The sequence below is a fragment of the Pseudomonas sp. 2848 genome (assembly GCF_003253945.1).
In the GTDB taxonomy this organism is placed as follows: Bacteria; Pseudomonadota; Gammaproteobacteria; order Pseudomonadales; family Pseudomonadaceae; genus Aquipseudomonas.
In genome coordinates this window covers 76,112-92,594 of the sequence record NZ_QKZD01000014.1, presented here as the reverse complement: position 1 = coordinate 92,594, position 16,483 = coordinate 76,112, and the positions used below count along the sequence as shown (strand labels likewise).

Here is a 16,483-nt window from a genome sequence, read left to right as displayed (position 1 = left end):
ACTTCACGCGGCAATGGCCAAAGCTGTCAATCTGGATGACCGGTTTGGCCTGGCTCAGCCCCGCCCACGCTCGCGCCCCATGACAAACTCACGGGTCAGTTGCAGCATCTGCGCATGCTCGTCCGAGGCCCTGTCGATTTCCAGGCTTTCCACTAACTGGCTGTACTGCGCCGGCGGCAACTGCACCTGGCGGCCAAGCAACAGCGCACGACGGTCGGCATACACCTGCTCGAGGGCGTCGAACACCTGTTGATGACGCTCGCGCAGATAATGCTGCCAGAACTGGCGCTGACTGAGGCTCTCGGCAAGGCCACCGGCCGCCTCGGCAACCTGTACCGCCCTGAACGCCGCTTCAAGCTGGGCGGCATCGACCGCCGCGGCCTCGGCGAACAACATCGAGTGGGGTTGTTCAGGCAAACCCAGCCTCTCGCGCAATTGCACACGGTAGCATAGCCCGGTTGCGATCTGATCGACATCCTCACCCTCGGTGATTCGCGCCAGGATGTCCTGGCGGGCAAACAGCTCGACCTGCTCCAGGCGGAACAGGCCACGCCCCAATGCCAGCAGTTCATCGCCACGCTCATGCAAGGAATTATGCTCCGCTCTATTCACGACTTGCTGAATCAGCAGCTCGCTGAACCGATCGGCAATGCTGTTCTCGCAACTCAGCGGCAGCGCCGCCAAGGCATACACCGTCTTCCGCAGCCCGCCGCTCTGCGCCAGTGCGCCAAGCAACCGCCAGACGCGCCGGTTCAGCACCTCTCGGGCATTGGTGTAATCGGCCGTATGGCGCAGATGGCCGAGTAGCATGAACAGACCATCGCTACCCGGTAAACCCTGGAGCGTGTCCCATTGCATTGCCTTGGCGCTGCTGTCTGCCTCAATTTCAGAGGCGATCCAGGCCTGGCGCGTCAGTATCGGATCGATCACCCTCAACGGTTGTGGTAGATGGTGGTGTTCCTGAATCAGGTCCAAGGCGTACAACCCCTGAAGATCGCGCATTCTCAGGTTATTGCCCGTCACCAGAAAGGCTCGGCGCCGGACGTTGGGCATTGCCAGTATCGGTGCAGGTACCGTAACCAGATCGTTGTCTCGCAGATCCACACGCTCGAGCCTTTGGCAAAGCTCCATCTGCGATGGCCACTCGACCAGGCGAGTGCGACGCAGGTTCAGGTCAACCAGGTGCGACAACTGATCGTAGCGGAAGTGGTAGGCTCCCAACGGGTTGTAGCTCAGGTCCAGATGCGTCAATTGGGGCAACCCATTGAGTGCATCAAGGGTGGTGCGGTCCAGACGAATGTTGTTGTGCGCCAGGCGCAAGCGGCGTAACCCGACCAGGGAGGCGAGCCCCTGCGGCACTTGCAGGAGCTGGTTACTGCTGATGTTCAACTCTCGCAAGGCGGTAAAGCAGCGCAGGAACTCCGTGTTAACATGCGTCAGGCTTCCGTCAGCCAAGGTCATCGCGGTCACGCGGGAAAAGTCCACCTGCGGCGGTAGCGGCGGGACCGTGCTTACCTGCAGGTTGATGAGGTTCAAGCGCTGTCCAGCAGGCACCGCACCCACGGCCGCAATGGGCTCGCCTTGCAAGCGCCAGGCGCGCCGCAGGCTCATCGAGAAGCGCTCGCGCACGCTTTGCCGGGCGGGGTTGAGCTCGGCGCTGACCCACCGGTTCAGGTACATCTCCAACTGCTCTGCGTCGTCCTCAAGGTTCGCCAGGTGTTGGAAGACCGGACCGTCAAGCCGCAGCAGCCGCTCCAGTTCCTGCTCGAGTTGCTGGTCATCAAGCCCCGGGTATATACCGCGCAACCGGGTAAGCATTCGCTGCCGGGGAGGACTTCCACCACCAGGCCGCCCACTGAGTGGATATCCCACACGACCATCCGGCAGACGGTGGCCAGGGTTGATCCAGCCCGCGCTGGGCGGTAATCCCAGCAGTTGGGCGAGGTCTTCATGCGAAGAGGGCAATCGCCCGAGCAGATACTTGCGCAATGGCTCGCGGGTTTGGCCGTCGGCAATCCCCATTGCCTGCAAGTGATCCGCTGTCAGCACCGCCGAGAGCGCATCGAAAATATCAGCGGCCTGAGCGTTGACCAGAGGCAGCATTTCGCCCAGAGAACCGTAGAGTGAGAACCGCCCCCGCTTGAACACCAGACTGAAATCCCTCGATGCGCTCGCATCGGGAAATATCTGCGCGATGATCCGCCCCGTGGCGGAGCCTTCACGCAATTGCACGTTAACGCTGTGCGGCCATGTAGGCAGGGTACGCAAGGACTCCAACAGCAGCTCACCGCAGGTGTCATGATAAGCCTCCGGCAGGTAGAGCCCTTCGACTGCGCGATTGAGCCGGCTCAGACGCAATAAGGTCCGTGCCCGGACAGCCAGCCCCAACGGCAGCCGCTGCTCGCTGGTTGCCAGCGAGCGCTGCGCATCGCTGGCATCGCTCACGGCTGCTTGCGCGTACAGCTCGGGCAACCCTGGGAAATCTCGTCTGAGCAAAGCCAGTAGCGGATCGTCGGAGGCTCGCGCCTGGGTCAGGTACGTCAACATCTCGCCACGTAGGACCGGTGCCTCGAGCATCAATGCCGAACGCAATGCCATGCCCTGCCCCAGCTTGCCCAATCGTGCCTCGCACCATTGCAGCAATGCCCCTTCCTCGGGCGACAATGCATCGCCGCCCAGATGCTCGAAGAATGCCTCGATGCGCGCATGTGCCTCGAAACGCTGCAAGGTGTCGCGCAGATTGAAAGGTACCCGCCGCCCTTCCACCAGCAGGCCGCGCAACGCCTCCTGGTCGAGGCCGGAGCACCGCAGTATCTGCTCCGCCTGCGCCGCGTCGAATGGCTTCACCGGCTGCCAAAGGCTGTTGAGCATGATGCTGTTGTCCTGGCACAGCAAAGGATGTGCCTGCCGCAGCCTCCAGCCACGCTCGCCATTGTGCTCGACAACCGGGCCATAGGCGCCCTCGCGCGCGGGATGGCGCAGACGCCACGGGCCATCTGGCCTGGCTCTGTGTATCTGGTAGTAGCGATCGCCATCGCGCATCAGCCGCTGCTCACCGTCGCCATACAGGCCATCACCCTGCAACGCTTCCTCATCCCGCAGCACGGCATAGGCCTGCAAATCGTCATGCCACAGTCGGAGTCCATTCTCCGTGCTGACCGGCACCAGCTCATCGACAAACACACTGCGCACCAGGCCAACGCCCACGCCGATCGCCGCACCGACCGCCACATTCTCGGCAACCCCGAGCATATGATTCAACGCTTCGTGCTGATGACCATGGTGCCAGTCCATCGCCCCCTCGTAGACCTCCGCCAAGGTTTGCACCACGAACTGCCCGAGCAGGATGGCACCGACCTCCGGAATGAACAGCCCCGCCAGATTGAACAACCCAAGCCCGACGGCCTTCCAAGTGTCGAGCCGGGCTCTGGACGCCTGCTGGTCGGCTTGCGCGGTCGGTACCAGCAACAACAACGCATCCGCCTTGACGCGCTCGATCTGCTGCTGGACCACCACCTCGAAGGTGTCGCCATCTGGCGTATGGCTATCGAGCTGCAGGTCCGTTCGTTCATCCCGCAGGCGCAGTTCCAGTCTCGAGAGAAATGCCGCGCGCGCACCAAGGCTGACCAGGCTGCCGAAGTACTGGCGGTAAGCCGTCTGACGTAATTGCCCTGCCAGGGCGTCGCTCAGTGCCTGGCGCGACGCGAAGCTTCGCAACGCCCGCTGCGGGTCGCTGGGCAAGTACAGGATGACCCCCGCTTCCTTGCCGTCGACCGTGTGCAAGTAGACGACCAACGCGTCGAAGATGACCTGGTCGAGTATCTTCAGCACACCAACCTGAGCGCGTAGATTGCTGCCATAGGCCTCTTCGCCCTTGGCCAGTGCTCGCAGCACGATCTGCTCATAGGCCGTCACCTGGCCCTTCAAGGCCGCGATCTCGGTGGCCAGCGCAAGGCCGTCGCGCTTGTCCTGGACGAGCTCTGCACGCGCGGCTACGAGCACGCTTGCCAGCAACGCCTGATACTGATTGCCGACATCCAGTTCACGCACGTCGCGCACCAGCTTGTCCGTTTGCTGGTAAACCAGCACATTGTTCTTGGCGTTGACCAGGCCAGTACCGGCCCAATAGTTCGCGCCCTCGTGAAAGTTCTGCATCAACCTCAGCAAGGCCGGTTGCACACGCTCGCCCACCTCCATCTGCGGTGTCTGCAAGTTCGCAAACCGTGTGATGTTGCGCAGTACCACTTCACGCCACAGCAACTGGTCCACACTGAGGCCGTCGGGCAACAGGGTTTCGAATCTCTTCTTTGCAAACGCCTGGGGGGGAATCAGGTCCAGCGTCGCTTTGCGCAACTTTTCCTGGCTGCTCCTGTGCCTGGCGAAACTTGCCCGTAACGTCCTGATCTGCCCGCGTGATGCCCTGGCCAGCCAAGTCGGCAGACGGCTTGCGATAAAGTCATCGGTCGCATTGCCGATCTTTGCCTGCATGGCCTCGGCAGGCGGGTGGTTCTGGCTCATCCGTGAAGTCTCCGAAGTAATGAGGCATCACGATGACGTCGCATCCCTGGCCACGGCAGGGGGAAAAGTACCAGGCAGTCAAAGGGTTGGTTCAGCCAAAGTGGCCCGGGTGAGCCGCCAACGCCTGTTGCGTCAAACGCAGAGCCAACGCCGCAACCGTCTGCTGGCGTTCACCAGAAAGCTGGGTGCTGTGCTCCAGATAAGCCCTATCGCTCAACGCCTGGCGCCTGTCGTAGAGTTGCTCCTCCTGAGCCCAAAACGGCTGCTCTGCCTGTTCGAACAGCCCCTCATGCGCTTGCCTGAGGTAGTCGAGCCAAAAATCGCGCTGGCTTGTAAATAGCGCCAGTCCAGCACCTCTTTCCTCCACGAGTATCGCGACCCTGGCATTGTCGAGGTCGGCCTGGCTTATCTGGGCACGGTTGAAGAACTGCATGGTCTGCGGCTGTCCAGGCAGATTCAGCACCTGTGCCAGACCAATACGGTAGGCGAGACTAACCTCGACCTCGTCGACGCCCCCCTCACCCTCCGCCAAGCCATGCGCGAGTCTCTGCATGTGCAGGCGCGCCTGGTGTTCGACACGGTCCAGACGATACAACCGACCCGCCAAACCTAAACGCACGCCCTCTCCCTCGCCTGGAGCCAAACCCCGCAATGTGCGAAACACCAGTACCCGCACTTCAAGTGCGCTGAAGCACGAAATCACACTGTCGACACACGAACGCGGATCACTGGCCAGTGTGAAGACATCCTCACGCAAACCGCTGTCTTGCCAAAGCGCATCCAGCAATACCCCGACACGCCTGCGCAGGTCCTGCGGTACCCGCTGGTTTTCGCGGGTGCCGGTGAGCTCATCGAGCAAGGCGAACAGATCATTGCTACCGGTTTCGGCCTGCAGGCTAGCCCATTGCACCCTCTGCCGCGTCAATGCACCAGCTTCCAATCCCTGATGCCAAGGCTGCGCACCTTGCAGTGACGCCGCGAAGACAGCCACGGGCTCACGCGGCTCAGCCAGTCGCCGGAAGTCCCTCGCGGCCAGCGGATTGCCTGCCAGTGCCAGGCATTGCCGATAGGCCCAAGGCGAGGCGAAGACAAATTCCGGCAAGCTGGTGATTTGGTTGTCGCGCAGGTCCGCATGCTGCAGCAATGGACAGTGCTGCAGCCCGGCCGGCCACTCAAGCAAGCCGGTATCGCGCAGACCGACTTCGCGCAGATGCACAAAAGACGCAAAGGCAAGATTCACCTGGCGTAGCCGGTTGCCGCTCAGGTCAAGCGTGTGCAGACGGGCAAGTCCCCCAAGCACTTGCTCACCGCCACTATCCAGCCGAATACGGTTGCGGGGCAGACGCACGGTCCTGAGTCGAGGCATGTGGGTGAGCTCCGACGGAATCTGGCCAAGACGATTGTTACCCAGGTTCAACCAGCGGACGCTGGAAAACGCCCGCAGGAACCCCACCGGCATCTCGCTTAGCTGCAAACCAACGAGAATCAGGTCAGTCACATGGACGAACTCCACACCGACAGGCAACAACGGCAGCGCCCCTACATGCAGGCCAACCAACGACAATCGCATCCCGGCAGGGTCACCATTGATGTCCAGCAATCGCTCGCCTTCCCTGCGCCAGCAACGTCGCAACTGGCTGGCGATCAGGCGTCGAACCTGTGCGAGGTGAGCGTCCGTTTCCTGGGCAACCCAACTGTCCATCGCATCGACCAGGGCATGATAGGCCCGGCGTTGTTCGAGCAAACGGGTAAACGGTGAGCCAGGCAGGTCGAGAATCTGCTCCAGGTATGTCTGGACCGACGCATCATCGAAGCTTGGGTACAAGGCACGAATTTCATCACGCAACCATCGCTCGGAATGCCCTCGGGCCACGCCCCGACCGCTCAACGGATAGCCGAGAAGCCCGTCGTCCACCCGCACCATCGGGTTGAAGAACGGCTTGATCTCACGGATCCCCATGAGCCTGACCAACGCTTCACGGTCGCTCGGCAACCAAGCCTGCAAGTCTTCACGTATCCTCTGCGCTGCCTCTGGACCTTGCCAGCGCTGGGCAAAACCCCATTGTGTCGGCAGGCATGCCACGAGCGTTTCGCACAGGTCCGCTGGCGCCTGCGGCTGGCGGCCCAGAGCCCGCCCATCCTCCGTGTAGAGTTCAAAACCGCCCGTCTTGCGCACCAGCACGATGGCCTCGTCGCCAGGGTAAAGTCGAGACAGAACTGGCCCGCCATGTGCCGAACGGCGCAGCAACAGATTCGACGAAACCGGCCAACCAGCATGACGGCGCAGTAATGCAAATACCAACTCGACGCTCTCGTCACGATAGCTGCCCGGCAGATACAGGGCTTCGCGAATACGCGTGAGCCGGGCAGTCTGCAACAACAGCCGAGCCTGCTCAGCAAGCGCCAGCGGAATGCGCGCCGACTGGGTCATCACCACGCGCTGTTCGTCATTGGCCTGTGCCAGCAAGTGCAAGGCATAGGCGTCCGGCAGGCCGGGAAAATCCCGCTGGATCAAGGATTGCAGCGAATCTTCAGTCAGGTACGCTAGCGAAAGGCGGTCCAGCAACGCCTCCCTTAACTGCGCGGCGTGCTCGACGATGGCGTCCAGTTGCGCATGCGCATCCAAAGACCCGATAGCGAGCAGCTCACGGCACGCTTGAAGCAATGCCTCATCTTCGTCGATGGCGCTACCAGCACCTGCCCGTACAATAAAGGCCTCGATACGGGCACCGACAGAGAACCGCTCGAGAGTGTCACGCAATTGCACCGGTAACGCCCGATTTTCAACCAGCAAACGTCTTAATTGGGGCTCATCCACTCCCGCGACCTTGAGCACCTGCGCGACCCTGGCCGGCGCCATGGACACCGCCTCTGGCCACAGGTATCCCAGCAGATACTGGGCGCCTTGCCATTCCAGCGGTCGCTGGCTGGCAAGACGCCAGCCCCGCTCACCGTTGTACAGCAAGCGGGGATGCGCGCCTGATTCCCGCGTCGGGTGGCGCAAGTACCATTGCCCATCCGATCTACGCACTTCAAAGTTGACATGTCGGTCCGTCCACCAGAACCGGCCATCACTCCACAGCAAGCCATTGGCCTGACGTGTTGCGCTCGCAGGCGGCCCCTGCGGGTCCCGATAATCGCCCAATTGAGCCGTACCCAGCATTGCCTGCCCGTCGCTGTGCACTGGCACCATCGTATCGACCAGCGCGCTGCGCTCGAACGCACGCGGCACCGAGTGCAGCGCAACCCCCAGGGCCGCCGCGACCGCGACCGTTTCAGCAACCCCAAGCAGGTGCACGAGGGCTTCATGATCATGCCCCCGGGCCCAGTCGCCCACACCGTCGAACACCTCGCCAACGATCTGCGCCACCATCTGGGTCGTCAGCAAGGCACCGACCACGGGCACGAACATCCCCGCCAAATTGAGTACAGAAAGGCCCACGCCTTGCAAAGCCTTGAAGCGGGCGCTGCTGGCGGCGTGATCGGCATCGGCAGTGGGCACCAGCAGTTGCCGGGCATCGCCCTTGATACGCGACTCCAGGTCAAGCGCCATCTGCTCGAACACATCGGTGGTCATCGTGCTGCCGGCCGGTTCCAGGTCGGTGTGGGCATCGGCCAGGCGCTGGCTCAGCGTCGATAGAAAGATGGCACGGTCGGCGACAGCCAGCCGATGGATGAAACGTTGGCGGTAATGCTCGTTGCGCAGTGCTCGCCCCAACGCGATGCCCAAGCTTGCCCAAGAGTCGAAGCGCTGGATCGGTAAAGACGTTGCAGGAAGGTAAAGCAACAACGCCTGTATCGGTTCGACTTGCCCTGGCAACCCCCCAGGCAGCCATGAACCCGATACCTCGAGCACAAGGCCGTCGGTTACTGCAAACCCCATCACCGTAAGCCGACAGACCCGGACCGTCGTTCCCTCGAGGTGCATCAGCGGCCTGTCGTCCAGCATCAAGCGCCACAGTGCTTCATCCACGGGCCGCACTTGCTGTTTCAGCACTGCGATATCGAGGGCCAGCGCCAGCCCATGGCGCTTGTCCCGGGCTAGTCGACCGCGCACTGCCGGTGTGAAGACCCCGCTCAGATGCTGCTGGTACTGCCTGCCGATATCGGCCTGGCGGCAGCGTTCGACGAGGCGGTCGGTATCATCGAAGACCAGCGTCCCCTCTTTCGAAACCAGCCCTGTGCCTTCGAAAAAGTGGGCATTGGCCTCAAAATTGCGCATCAGCCGCTGCTCAACGGTTTCCAGAGGGTATTGAACATCGACCCCTGGCATATCCAGCGGGTCTTGTGGCGGTACGAACCTGCCACGGCCTTCACGCCAGTGCAACCCCGACACCCCCACAGTCAGTTTCAGTGGCGAGATCACCTCTGCCTGCAGCTTGCGCTTGAAAAACAGATCCAGTGGTTCGAGCTTGTCCAACACCTCGGAGAGCTGCACCTGGGTTTCGCCATGCGTCCGGGCACTGCCACGCAGCCGATCGATCCCACTTGTCCCAGCCTCCTTGAGCCAGCCGGGCAAGTGCTCGGCGATGAAGTCGTCAGTGGCATGTGCCAGTTTGGTGGCATGGGCCCCTTCCTTCGAAGCGGCTATCGGTGAGGTCATGCTGGACATCCATCAGAAGTTAGGGAGGCCCAGACTTTGATCACAGCGCTCAGGGTTGGGCAGCGGGAACCACGGCCCCGGAACCTTCCTGCCCCAACGCCACCGAGCGGTATTGGCCAGGGTTGCAACCAAACCACTTGCGAAACGCCTTGTAGAACGAACTGCTATCAGCGAAGCCGAGGCGCTCGGCGATATCGCCCAGCCCGACGGCCGGGTCGGCCAGCCAGGCGATGGCCAGTTCGCGGCGAACACTATCCTTGAGCCCCTGGTAGGTCTGCCCCTCCTCGGCAAGGCGACGGCGCAAGGTCGATACCGACATGCACAGGCCGCTGGCCAAGCCCTCGGCATCCGGCCAGCTGGCCGGGTCCCGCCCACGCAGGTCGCCGCGCAGGCGCCGGGCCAGGCTTGCCGGGTCGCGGTACTTGACCAGGATGTTGCCCGGTGCTTCGGCGAGGAACCGCTGCAACTCCTCCGGGTGGCGGCGCAATGGCAGGTCCAGGCAATCGGCGGCGAGGATCATGCGCGTGCGCGGCCGGTCGAACTGCAGGTTTTCCGAGAACATCACCCGATAGTCGTCGCAGAATGGCGGCTCGGCACAACGCAACTCGATGGCCAGGATCGGGATGCGGCGCCCGGCGAGCCAGCAGGCCACACCGTGCACGATCATCCAGAAGGTGAAATAGGTGAACGCACGGCGTGGCACGTCACGCGGCTCGTTGATGACGATTTCGGCCAGGCCCTGCTGGCGCACCAGGCTTGGCTGCAGGTCCTCGAGCATCAGGCCAAGGAACGCCAGCGCGGTCTCTATACCAGCGGCCAGGGTCGGCTGTGCCATGCTCGCCCGGCACAGGAACGCCAGGCTACCACTGCGCAGGCCGCGCGAATCCATGGAGAAGAACTCATCGTTGCAGCGACGCGCCAGCAGGCGCCAGAGTCGGGCATAGGCCTCGGCGCCGACACGCGCCTCGGGCAGGTCAAGCTGGCCGGCATCGATACCGGCACGCGCCAGCAATGCCGTATCGGGACCCGCCGGGCACGTCTGCAACAGCGCCTCGCGCACCAGTTGCATGGAGATGGTGTCTTTCTCGCTCATCGACCGTCCTGTCGTCACATTGCCGGCCATCTTAGGCCGCACCGTTGAAAACAGCCATCAGAGGCCGGCCGCCAGGCCCAGAAACGCCTGGATCAGGCGCAGCTCGCGGCGCCGCTCCAGGCAACCGACCATATGCTGGTTGACCAGCCCGGCGCCACTCAACGGCCGCGCCACCACCCGCGGGTCATGCGCCACCTCGGTGGACGACACCACACCGATACCCAGCTCTGCCGCCACGGCCTCGGTCACCGCCTCGCGGCTGCCCAGCTCCAGCAGTACCCGCGGCTGCACCGCGGCCTCGGCGCAGGCCTTGTCAAAGGTGCGCCGGGTGGTCGAGCTGGGTTCGCGCAGCACCATGATCTGCTTGTCCAGCTCGGCCAGCGGCAAGTCGTCGGTGGCCGTGGCCCAGGCATGCCCTACCGGCAGCAAGGCACACAGGCGGGATTCGCACAGGCTTTGCAGGTGCAGCCCCTTGCGTGGCTCGATTTCGGTCAGCACCGCCACATCGGCATGTTCGGTCAGTAATGCGGCCAAGGTTTCCTGGGCATTGCCCAGCCGCAGGTTGACGGTGATCCCCGGGTAACGCTCGCGCAGTTGCGCCAGCATCGGCATGACCCGGTGCGGACCATCGGCGGCGATCTCCAGCCGTCCGGTGAGCAACTGTCGGTTGGCCTCGAGCATGGCCTGGGCCTCCTCGGCCAGACCGAACATGGCTCGAGTGATGGCCGCCAGGCGCGTGCCCTCCTCGGTCAGCTCGACCCGCCGGGCGGTGCGCCGCAGCAGAGTGATCTGGTAGTGCTCCTCCAGCGCCTTCACGTGCCCGGTCACCGCCGGCTGGCTGATGAACAGGCGCTCGGCGGCACGGGTGAAGCTGCCCTCGCGGGCGACGGCATCGAAGGCACGGAGCTGGAACAGGTTCATATCTATCGGCCTGACTTATGGCTGGCATATCTACAAACAATTTGATTGATGACTCGGCGAATTGCAACCTAACCCCACTAGTTTCCAGCCCACCGCAAGTGAGGAACCACGGAATGAGCAACGCCCCCATCCTGCTGACCCCCGGTCCTTTGACCACATCGCTGCGCACCCGCCAGGCCATGCTTGTGGACTGGGGCTCCTGGGACCGCGACTTCAACCAGCTGACCGCCAGCGTGTGCGAGCAGTTGCTGGCGATCATCGACGGCGCCGCCAGCCACCACTGCGTACCGCTGCAAGGCAGCGGCACCTTCGCCGTGGAAGCGGCCATCGGCACCCTGGTGCCGCGCGACGGCAAGGTGCTGGTGCTGATCAACGGCGCCTATGGCCAGCGCCTGGCAAAGATCTGCAAGGTACTGGGCCGCGCCTACAGCACCTTCGAGACCGCCGAGGACCAGCCGACCACCGCCGCCGACGTCGACCGCCTGCTCGCCGCCGACCCCGCCGTGACCCACGTGGCGCTGATCCACTGCGAAACCAGTACCGGCATCCTCAACCCGCTGGCCGAGATCGCCCAGGTGGTCCAGCGCCACGGCAAACGCCTGATCATCGACGCCATGAGCTCGTTCGGCGCGTTGCCGATCGATGCCCGACAGATCCCCTTCGAAGCGCTGATCGCCGCCTCCGGCAAGTGCCTGGAAGGCGTGCCGGGCATGGGCTTCGTCTTCGCCGAAAAAGCCGCCCTGGCCGCCGCCGAAGGCAACGCCCATTCGCTGGCCATGGACCTGCACGACCAGCACGCCTACATGGCCAAGACCGGCCAGTGGCGCTTCACCCCGCCGACACATGTGGTTGCCGCCCTGCACGAGGCGCTGCAGCAGTACAGTGAGGAAGGCGGCCTGACTGCCCGCCACCAGCGTTACGCCGACAACTGCAAGACCCTGCTCGATGGCATGGCCCGAATCGGCCTGCGCAGCTTCCTGCCCGCAGAAATCCAGGCACCGATCATCGTCACCTTCCACGCCCCGAACGATGCGCGCTACCAGTTCAAGGACTTCTACGAGCGGGTCAAGGCCAAGGGCTTCATCCTCTACCCCGGCAAGCTAACCCAGGTCGAGACCTTCCGTGTCGGTTGCATCGGCGTGGTCGGCGCCGAGGGCATGCAGGCCGCCGTGAACGCCGTGGCCGAGGTGCTGCGGGAAATGGAAGTACTGGACATCTGACCTCTGCCTACCCAATTCAAGGAAACTGCGCACATGAACTACAGCAACCCTACCCAGCTGCAAGCCGCCATCCTCGACTGGGCCGGCACCGTGGTCGACTTCGGCTCCTTCGCCCCCACGCAGATCTTCGTCGAGGCTTTCGCCGAGTTCGACGTTCAGGTGTCCATCGAGGAGGCCCGTGGGCCGATGGGCATGGGCAAATGGGACCATATCCGTACCCTGTGCGACGTGCCCGAGATCGCCGAGCGCTACCGCAAGGTGTTCGGCCGCACGCCGAGCGATGATGACGTCACCGCCATCTACGAACGCTTCATGCCGCTGCAGATCGAGAAGATCGCCTTGCACTCGGCGCTGATCCCCGGCGCGCTGGACACCCTTACCGGCCTGCGCAAGGACGGCTTGAAGATCGGCTCATGCTCGGGCTACCCGAAGGTGGTGATGGACAAGGTGGTCGAGCTGGCAGCGCAGAACGGCTATGTGGCCGACCACGTGGTGGCCACCGACGAGACACCGAACGGTCGCCCGTGGCCCGCCCAGGCGCTGGCCAACGTGATTGCCCTGGGCATCGACGATGTGGCCGCCTGCGTGAAGGTCGACGACACCGTACCGGGGATTCTCGAAGGCCGCCGCGCCGGGATGTGGACCGTGGCGCTGGTGTGCTCGGGCAATGCCCTGGGGCTGACCTGGGAAGGTTACCAGGCCTTGAGTGCGGAAAAGCTGGAGAGCGAGCGCAAGCGTATTCACGCGATGTTTGCAGGGTCGCGCCCGCACTACCTGATCGACACCATCAACGAGCTGCCCGAGGTGATCGCCGATATCAACCGGCGGTTGGCCAAGGGGGAGATGCCGCAGAGCGCATGAAGTAGAGAATCATCGCGGGGCAAGCCCGCTCACACGCCGCTTGGCCCAGGCTGGCGTGGAGCGGGCTCGCCCCGCGATGCCGTCTGGGGATCAGACCGCCCGGTTAAGCTTCACCCACGAGGCAAACTTGTCGATGAACCCCTGCAGGAACGGCCGGGTCTTGTCGCTCAACTTGCCACTGTCATCGAACAACGTTGCCGCCCCACCGAGGTAAGCCTCGGGCATCTGCATGCACGGCATGTCGAGGAACACCAGCGACTGGCGCACGGCATGATTGGCACCAAACCCGCCGATCGCCCCCGGCGACACGCTGGCCACCGCCGCCGGCTTGCCAGCCCACACGCTCTGCCCATAGGGACGCGATCCTACATCAATGGCATTTTTCAACCCCCCCGGCACCGAACGGTTGTACTCCGGGGTGACGAACAACACCGCGTCGCTGCGGCGGATCTCATCGCGAAAATGCTTCCACGCCTCGGGAGCGCCCTCGGCCTCGACATCCTCGTTGTACAACGGCAGGTCGCCGATCTCGACGATTCGCAGGGCAAGGCTGGACGGTGCCAGCTCAGACAGCGCGCGGGCCACCTTGCGGTTGTAGGAGTCCTTGCGCAAGCTGCCGACGACGACCGCTACCGAATAGACCTGGCTCATGGCGTTTTGCAACCTCTGCTCTGGGAATGGGACCTGTTAGTTATAGATGACCATTCCTCGGCTCCCGTTTTTTTTTCCATTCGGCTGAAAACTTCCCGGGCGATTCACTGGTCTATGCCTACAGACATTTCTTACACGATTCAGAGGTTTCCACCTAAATGGCAGCAGTAATGGTCGGCCAGTTCCACGCCCGCGACGCCGAAGGCCGTATCTACCCCGTCCACGAGTTCCAGGAATCCACACTGCAGGCCGACGGCAGCACCCTCGGCGCGCCGGTCACCAGCTATCGCCTGGCTATCGGCGACCGCGTCAACCACCTGGGCGACGACCGCTTCGAGCTGGCCCAGACCGGCGTCGAGATCATTCGCATTCCTTGACGCAGTCCACCGTGTACAACTGTCCTGCCCGTTGCAGGCCGTGCACGTCGGCGACGAAGCCCGGGAAGCCTTGGTCGAAGGCCCGGGCGCAGTCCAGGTAGACCAGGATCGAGCGGGTCGCCTCGGTGAAGCGCTCGCCCGGCATGATCAACGGGATCCCTGGTGGATAGGGCACCAGCATCACCGCCGCGACCCGGCCCAGCAGATGCTCGATAGGCACCGCCTCCACCTCCCCGCGCACCATCCGGTCATAGGCCTCGGCCGGAGTCATCGCCACCTCGGGCAAACGGGTGAACAGCTGCTTGAGCTGCCTGGATGTGGCATTGCCACGGTAGAAACCGTGCAGTTGCTGGCACAGGTCGCGCAGCCCCAGCCCCTGGTAGCGTGACGGCTGCTCCACCATCACGCTGGGCAGGCAGTCGGCCAGGGCGGTATTGGCGTCGTAGTGGCGCTTGAATTCCAGCAGCTCGGTGAGCAGCGTGCTCCACTTGCCCTTGGTGATCCCCATCGAGAACAGCACCAGGAAGCTGTACAGGCCGGTCTTTTCCACCACTAGCCCGCGCTCCCAGAGAAACTTGCCCACCACTGCCGCGGGAATTCCATGGCCCTCCGCTGCGCCAGCGGCGCCCGGCATCACCAGGGTGACCTTGAGCGGGTCGAGCAAGACATAGTCGTCGCCCAACCCGCCAAAGCCATGCCACTCCGCCCCCGGTTGCAGCAGCCAGTCCGCCGCCTGCAGCTCGCCGGCCTGCGCCGTCGGCGGCTGCCAGATGCTGAACCACCAGTCATCGGCGGCGAGGTGCTCGCGCAGGTTGGCCAGCGCCCGGCGAAAGCTCAGGGCCTCGTCGAACATCTCCTGCAGCAGCGAACGCCCCGCCGGGCCCTCCATCATCGCCGAGGCCACGTCCAGCGAAGCGAGGATGCTGTATTGCGGCGAGGTGGAGATATGCATCATGAACGCTTCGTTGAAACGGTCACGGTCCAACTGGCGGCTGGCACCGTCCTGCACATGGATCATCGAGGCCTGGCTGAAGGCCGCCAGCAGCTTGTGGGTGGAATGGGTGCTGAATAGCAGCGGCCCATCGTCGGCACGCGGCGTGCCCATGGCGTAACGGCCGGCGAAGAATTCATGGAAGGCAGCGTAGGCGAACCAGGCCTCGTCGAAGTGCAGCACCTCGACGCTGGCGCCCAGTGCCTGCTTGATCATCCCGGCGTGGTAGCACAGGCCGTCGTAGGTGGAGTTGGTGACCACGGCCAGCTTGATCTTTGCAGGCTTTCCCTGGGTCAGCGGATGGGCCTGGATCTTCGCCTGGATAGACGCCGGGCTGAACTCACTGAGCGGGATTGGCCCGATGATGCCCAGTTCGTTGCGTTCCGGGCACAGGTAGATAGGAATGGCGCCAGTCATGATGATCGCATGCACCACCGATTTGTGGCAGTTGCGGTCCACCAGCACCAGGTCACCGCGCCCGACCATGGCGTGCCAGACGATCTTGTTGGCGGTGGAGGTGCCATTGATGACGAAGAAGGTATGGTCGGCGCCGAAGTTGCGTGCCGCCCGCGCCTCGGCGGCGGCCAGTGGGCCAGTGTGGTCGAGCAGCGAGCCCAGTTCCGGCACCGAGACCGACAGGTCCGAGCGCAGGGTGTTTTCACCGAAGAACTGATGGAAGGCCTGCCCCACCGGGCTCTTGCGGTAGGCCACGCCACCGCCGTGGCCCGGTGTGTGCCAGGAGTAGTTGGATTGCGCGGTGTGCTGCACCAGGGCCTTGAAGAACGGCGGCAGCAGGCCGTCGAGGTAGTTGTGCGCGGCCCGCGCCACCTGGCGGGCGAGAAACGGCACGGTGTCTTCGAACAGGTAGAGGATGCCGCGCAACTGGTTCAGCTCGCCCATGGCCTCGGCCGGGGCATTCTCCAGAGTGACCTGCTCGCCCAGGGCGAAGATCGGCAGGTTGGGCGCCCGCAGCCGCGCCAGGCGAATCAGCTCGGCCATGTTCTGCAGCAGGTGGCTGTTGTCGCCGACGCCCTCGGCGGCGATCAGCATGCAGGCCAGGCCATGATGAGTGGCAGCCACCAGCCGCGCTTCGGCCTGGTCGGCGGCGGCAAGGATGGCGAAGCCGTCACGCGCCAGTTCATCGGCAATGCCGCGCACCCGCTCGCCGGCGACGCTGTCGGCCTTGATGGCCCGGTGGACGATGAGGATCGGGAACTGCAGGTCCTTGTACATCGGGCGGCTACCTCT

General features: G+C 63.6%; 9 protein-coding genes. 3 read left to right on the top strand and 6 right to left on the bottom strand.

The window, feature by feature from the left end:
* Positions 1 to 54: 54 nt before the first annotated feature.
* The 4 genes from DFS21_RS23240 to DFS21_RS23225 all read right to left on the bottom strand — a co-directional run bounded on the left by DFS21_RS23240 (position 55) and on the right by DFS21_RS23225 (position 11,135).
* The gene (locus DFS21_RS23240) at positions 55 to 4,518 is read right to left on the bottom strand and encodes an NEL-type E3 ubiquitin ligase domain-containing protein (RefSeq protein ID WP_110703539.1); all 4,464 of its coding nucleotides are present in this window, start codon (positions 4,516 to 4,518) and stop codon (positions 55 to 57) included.
* A 91-nt stretch (positions 4,519 to 4,609) separates the two neighbouring features.
* The gene (locus DFS21_RS23235; protein WP_158539578.1) at positions 4,610 to 9,121 is read right to left on the bottom strand and encodes an NEL-type E3 ubiquitin ligase domain-containing protein; all 4,512 of its coding nucleotides are present in this window, start codon (positions 9,119 to 9,121) and stop codon (positions 4,610 to 4,612) included.
* 49 nt (positions 9,122 to 9,170) lie between these two features.
* On the bottom strand, positions 9,171 to 10,214 hold the full coding sequence (locus tag DFS21_RS23230) for an AraC family transcriptional regulator (protein ID WP_110703535.1): 1,044 nt from the start codon (positions 10,212 to 10,214) through the stop codon (positions 9,171 to 9,173).
* Between the two features lie 57 nt (positions 10,215 to 10,271).
* The gene (locus DFS21_RS23225; protein WP_110703533.1) at positions 10,272 to 11,135 is read right to left on the bottom strand and encodes a LysR substrate-binding domain-containing protein; all 864 of its coding nucleotides are present in this window, start codon (positions 11,133 to 11,135) and stop codon (positions 10,272 to 10,274) included.
* Between the two features lie 113 nt (positions 11,136 to 11,248).
* Here DFS21_RS23225 and DFS21_RS23220 point away from each other — a divergent pair, with 113 nt between their 5' ends.
* Positions 11,249 to 12,355 (top strand): 2-aminoethylphosphonate--pyruvate transaminase, encoded by a 1,107-nt coding sequence (locus DFS21_RS23220; RefSeq protein WP_111533222.1) that lies wholly within the window; start codon positions 11,249 to 11,251, stop codon positions 12,353 to 12,355.
* A 33-nt stretch (positions 12,356 to 12,388) separates the two neighbouring features.
* Positions 12,389 to 13,216: a phosphonoacetaldehyde hydrolase gene (gene phnX, locus DFS21_RS23215; protein WP_110703529.1), complete on the top strand. Its 828-nt coding sequence runs from the start codon at positions 12,389 to 12,391 to the stop codon at positions 13,214 to 13,216.
* Positions 13,217 to 13,306: 90 nt separating this feature from the next.
* On the opposite strand, the gene DFS21_RS23210 is transcribed toward phnX, so the two are convergent.
* Positions 13,307 to 13,867 (bottom strand): NADPH-dependent FMN reductase, encoded by a 561-nt coding sequence (locus DFS21_RS23210; RefSeq protein ID WP_110703527.1) that lies wholly within the window; start codon positions 13,865 to 13,867, stop codon positions 13,307 to 13,309.
* 158 nt (positions 13,868 to 14,025) lie between these two features.
* On the opposite strand from DFS21_RS23210, the gene DFS21_RS23205 reads away from it, so the two are divergent.
* On the top strand, positions 14,026 to 14,244 hold the full coding sequence (locus tag DFS21_RS23205; RefSeq protein WP_028690532.1) for a hypothetical protein: 219 nt from the start codon (positions 14,026 to 14,028) through the stop codon (positions 14,242 to 14,244).
* Here DFS21_RS23205 and DFS21_RS23200 read toward each other — a convergent pair.
* A complete protein-coding gene (locus DFS21_RS23200) occupies positions 14,228 to 16,468 on the bottom strand; it encodes an Orn/Lys/Arg decarboxylase N-terminal domain-containing protein (protein ID WP_110703525.1) in 2,241 nt (746 codons plus the stop codon). The genes DFS21_RS23205 and DFS21_RS23200 overlap by 17 nt on opposite strands.
* Positions 16,469 to 16,483 lie beyond the last annotated feature (15 nt).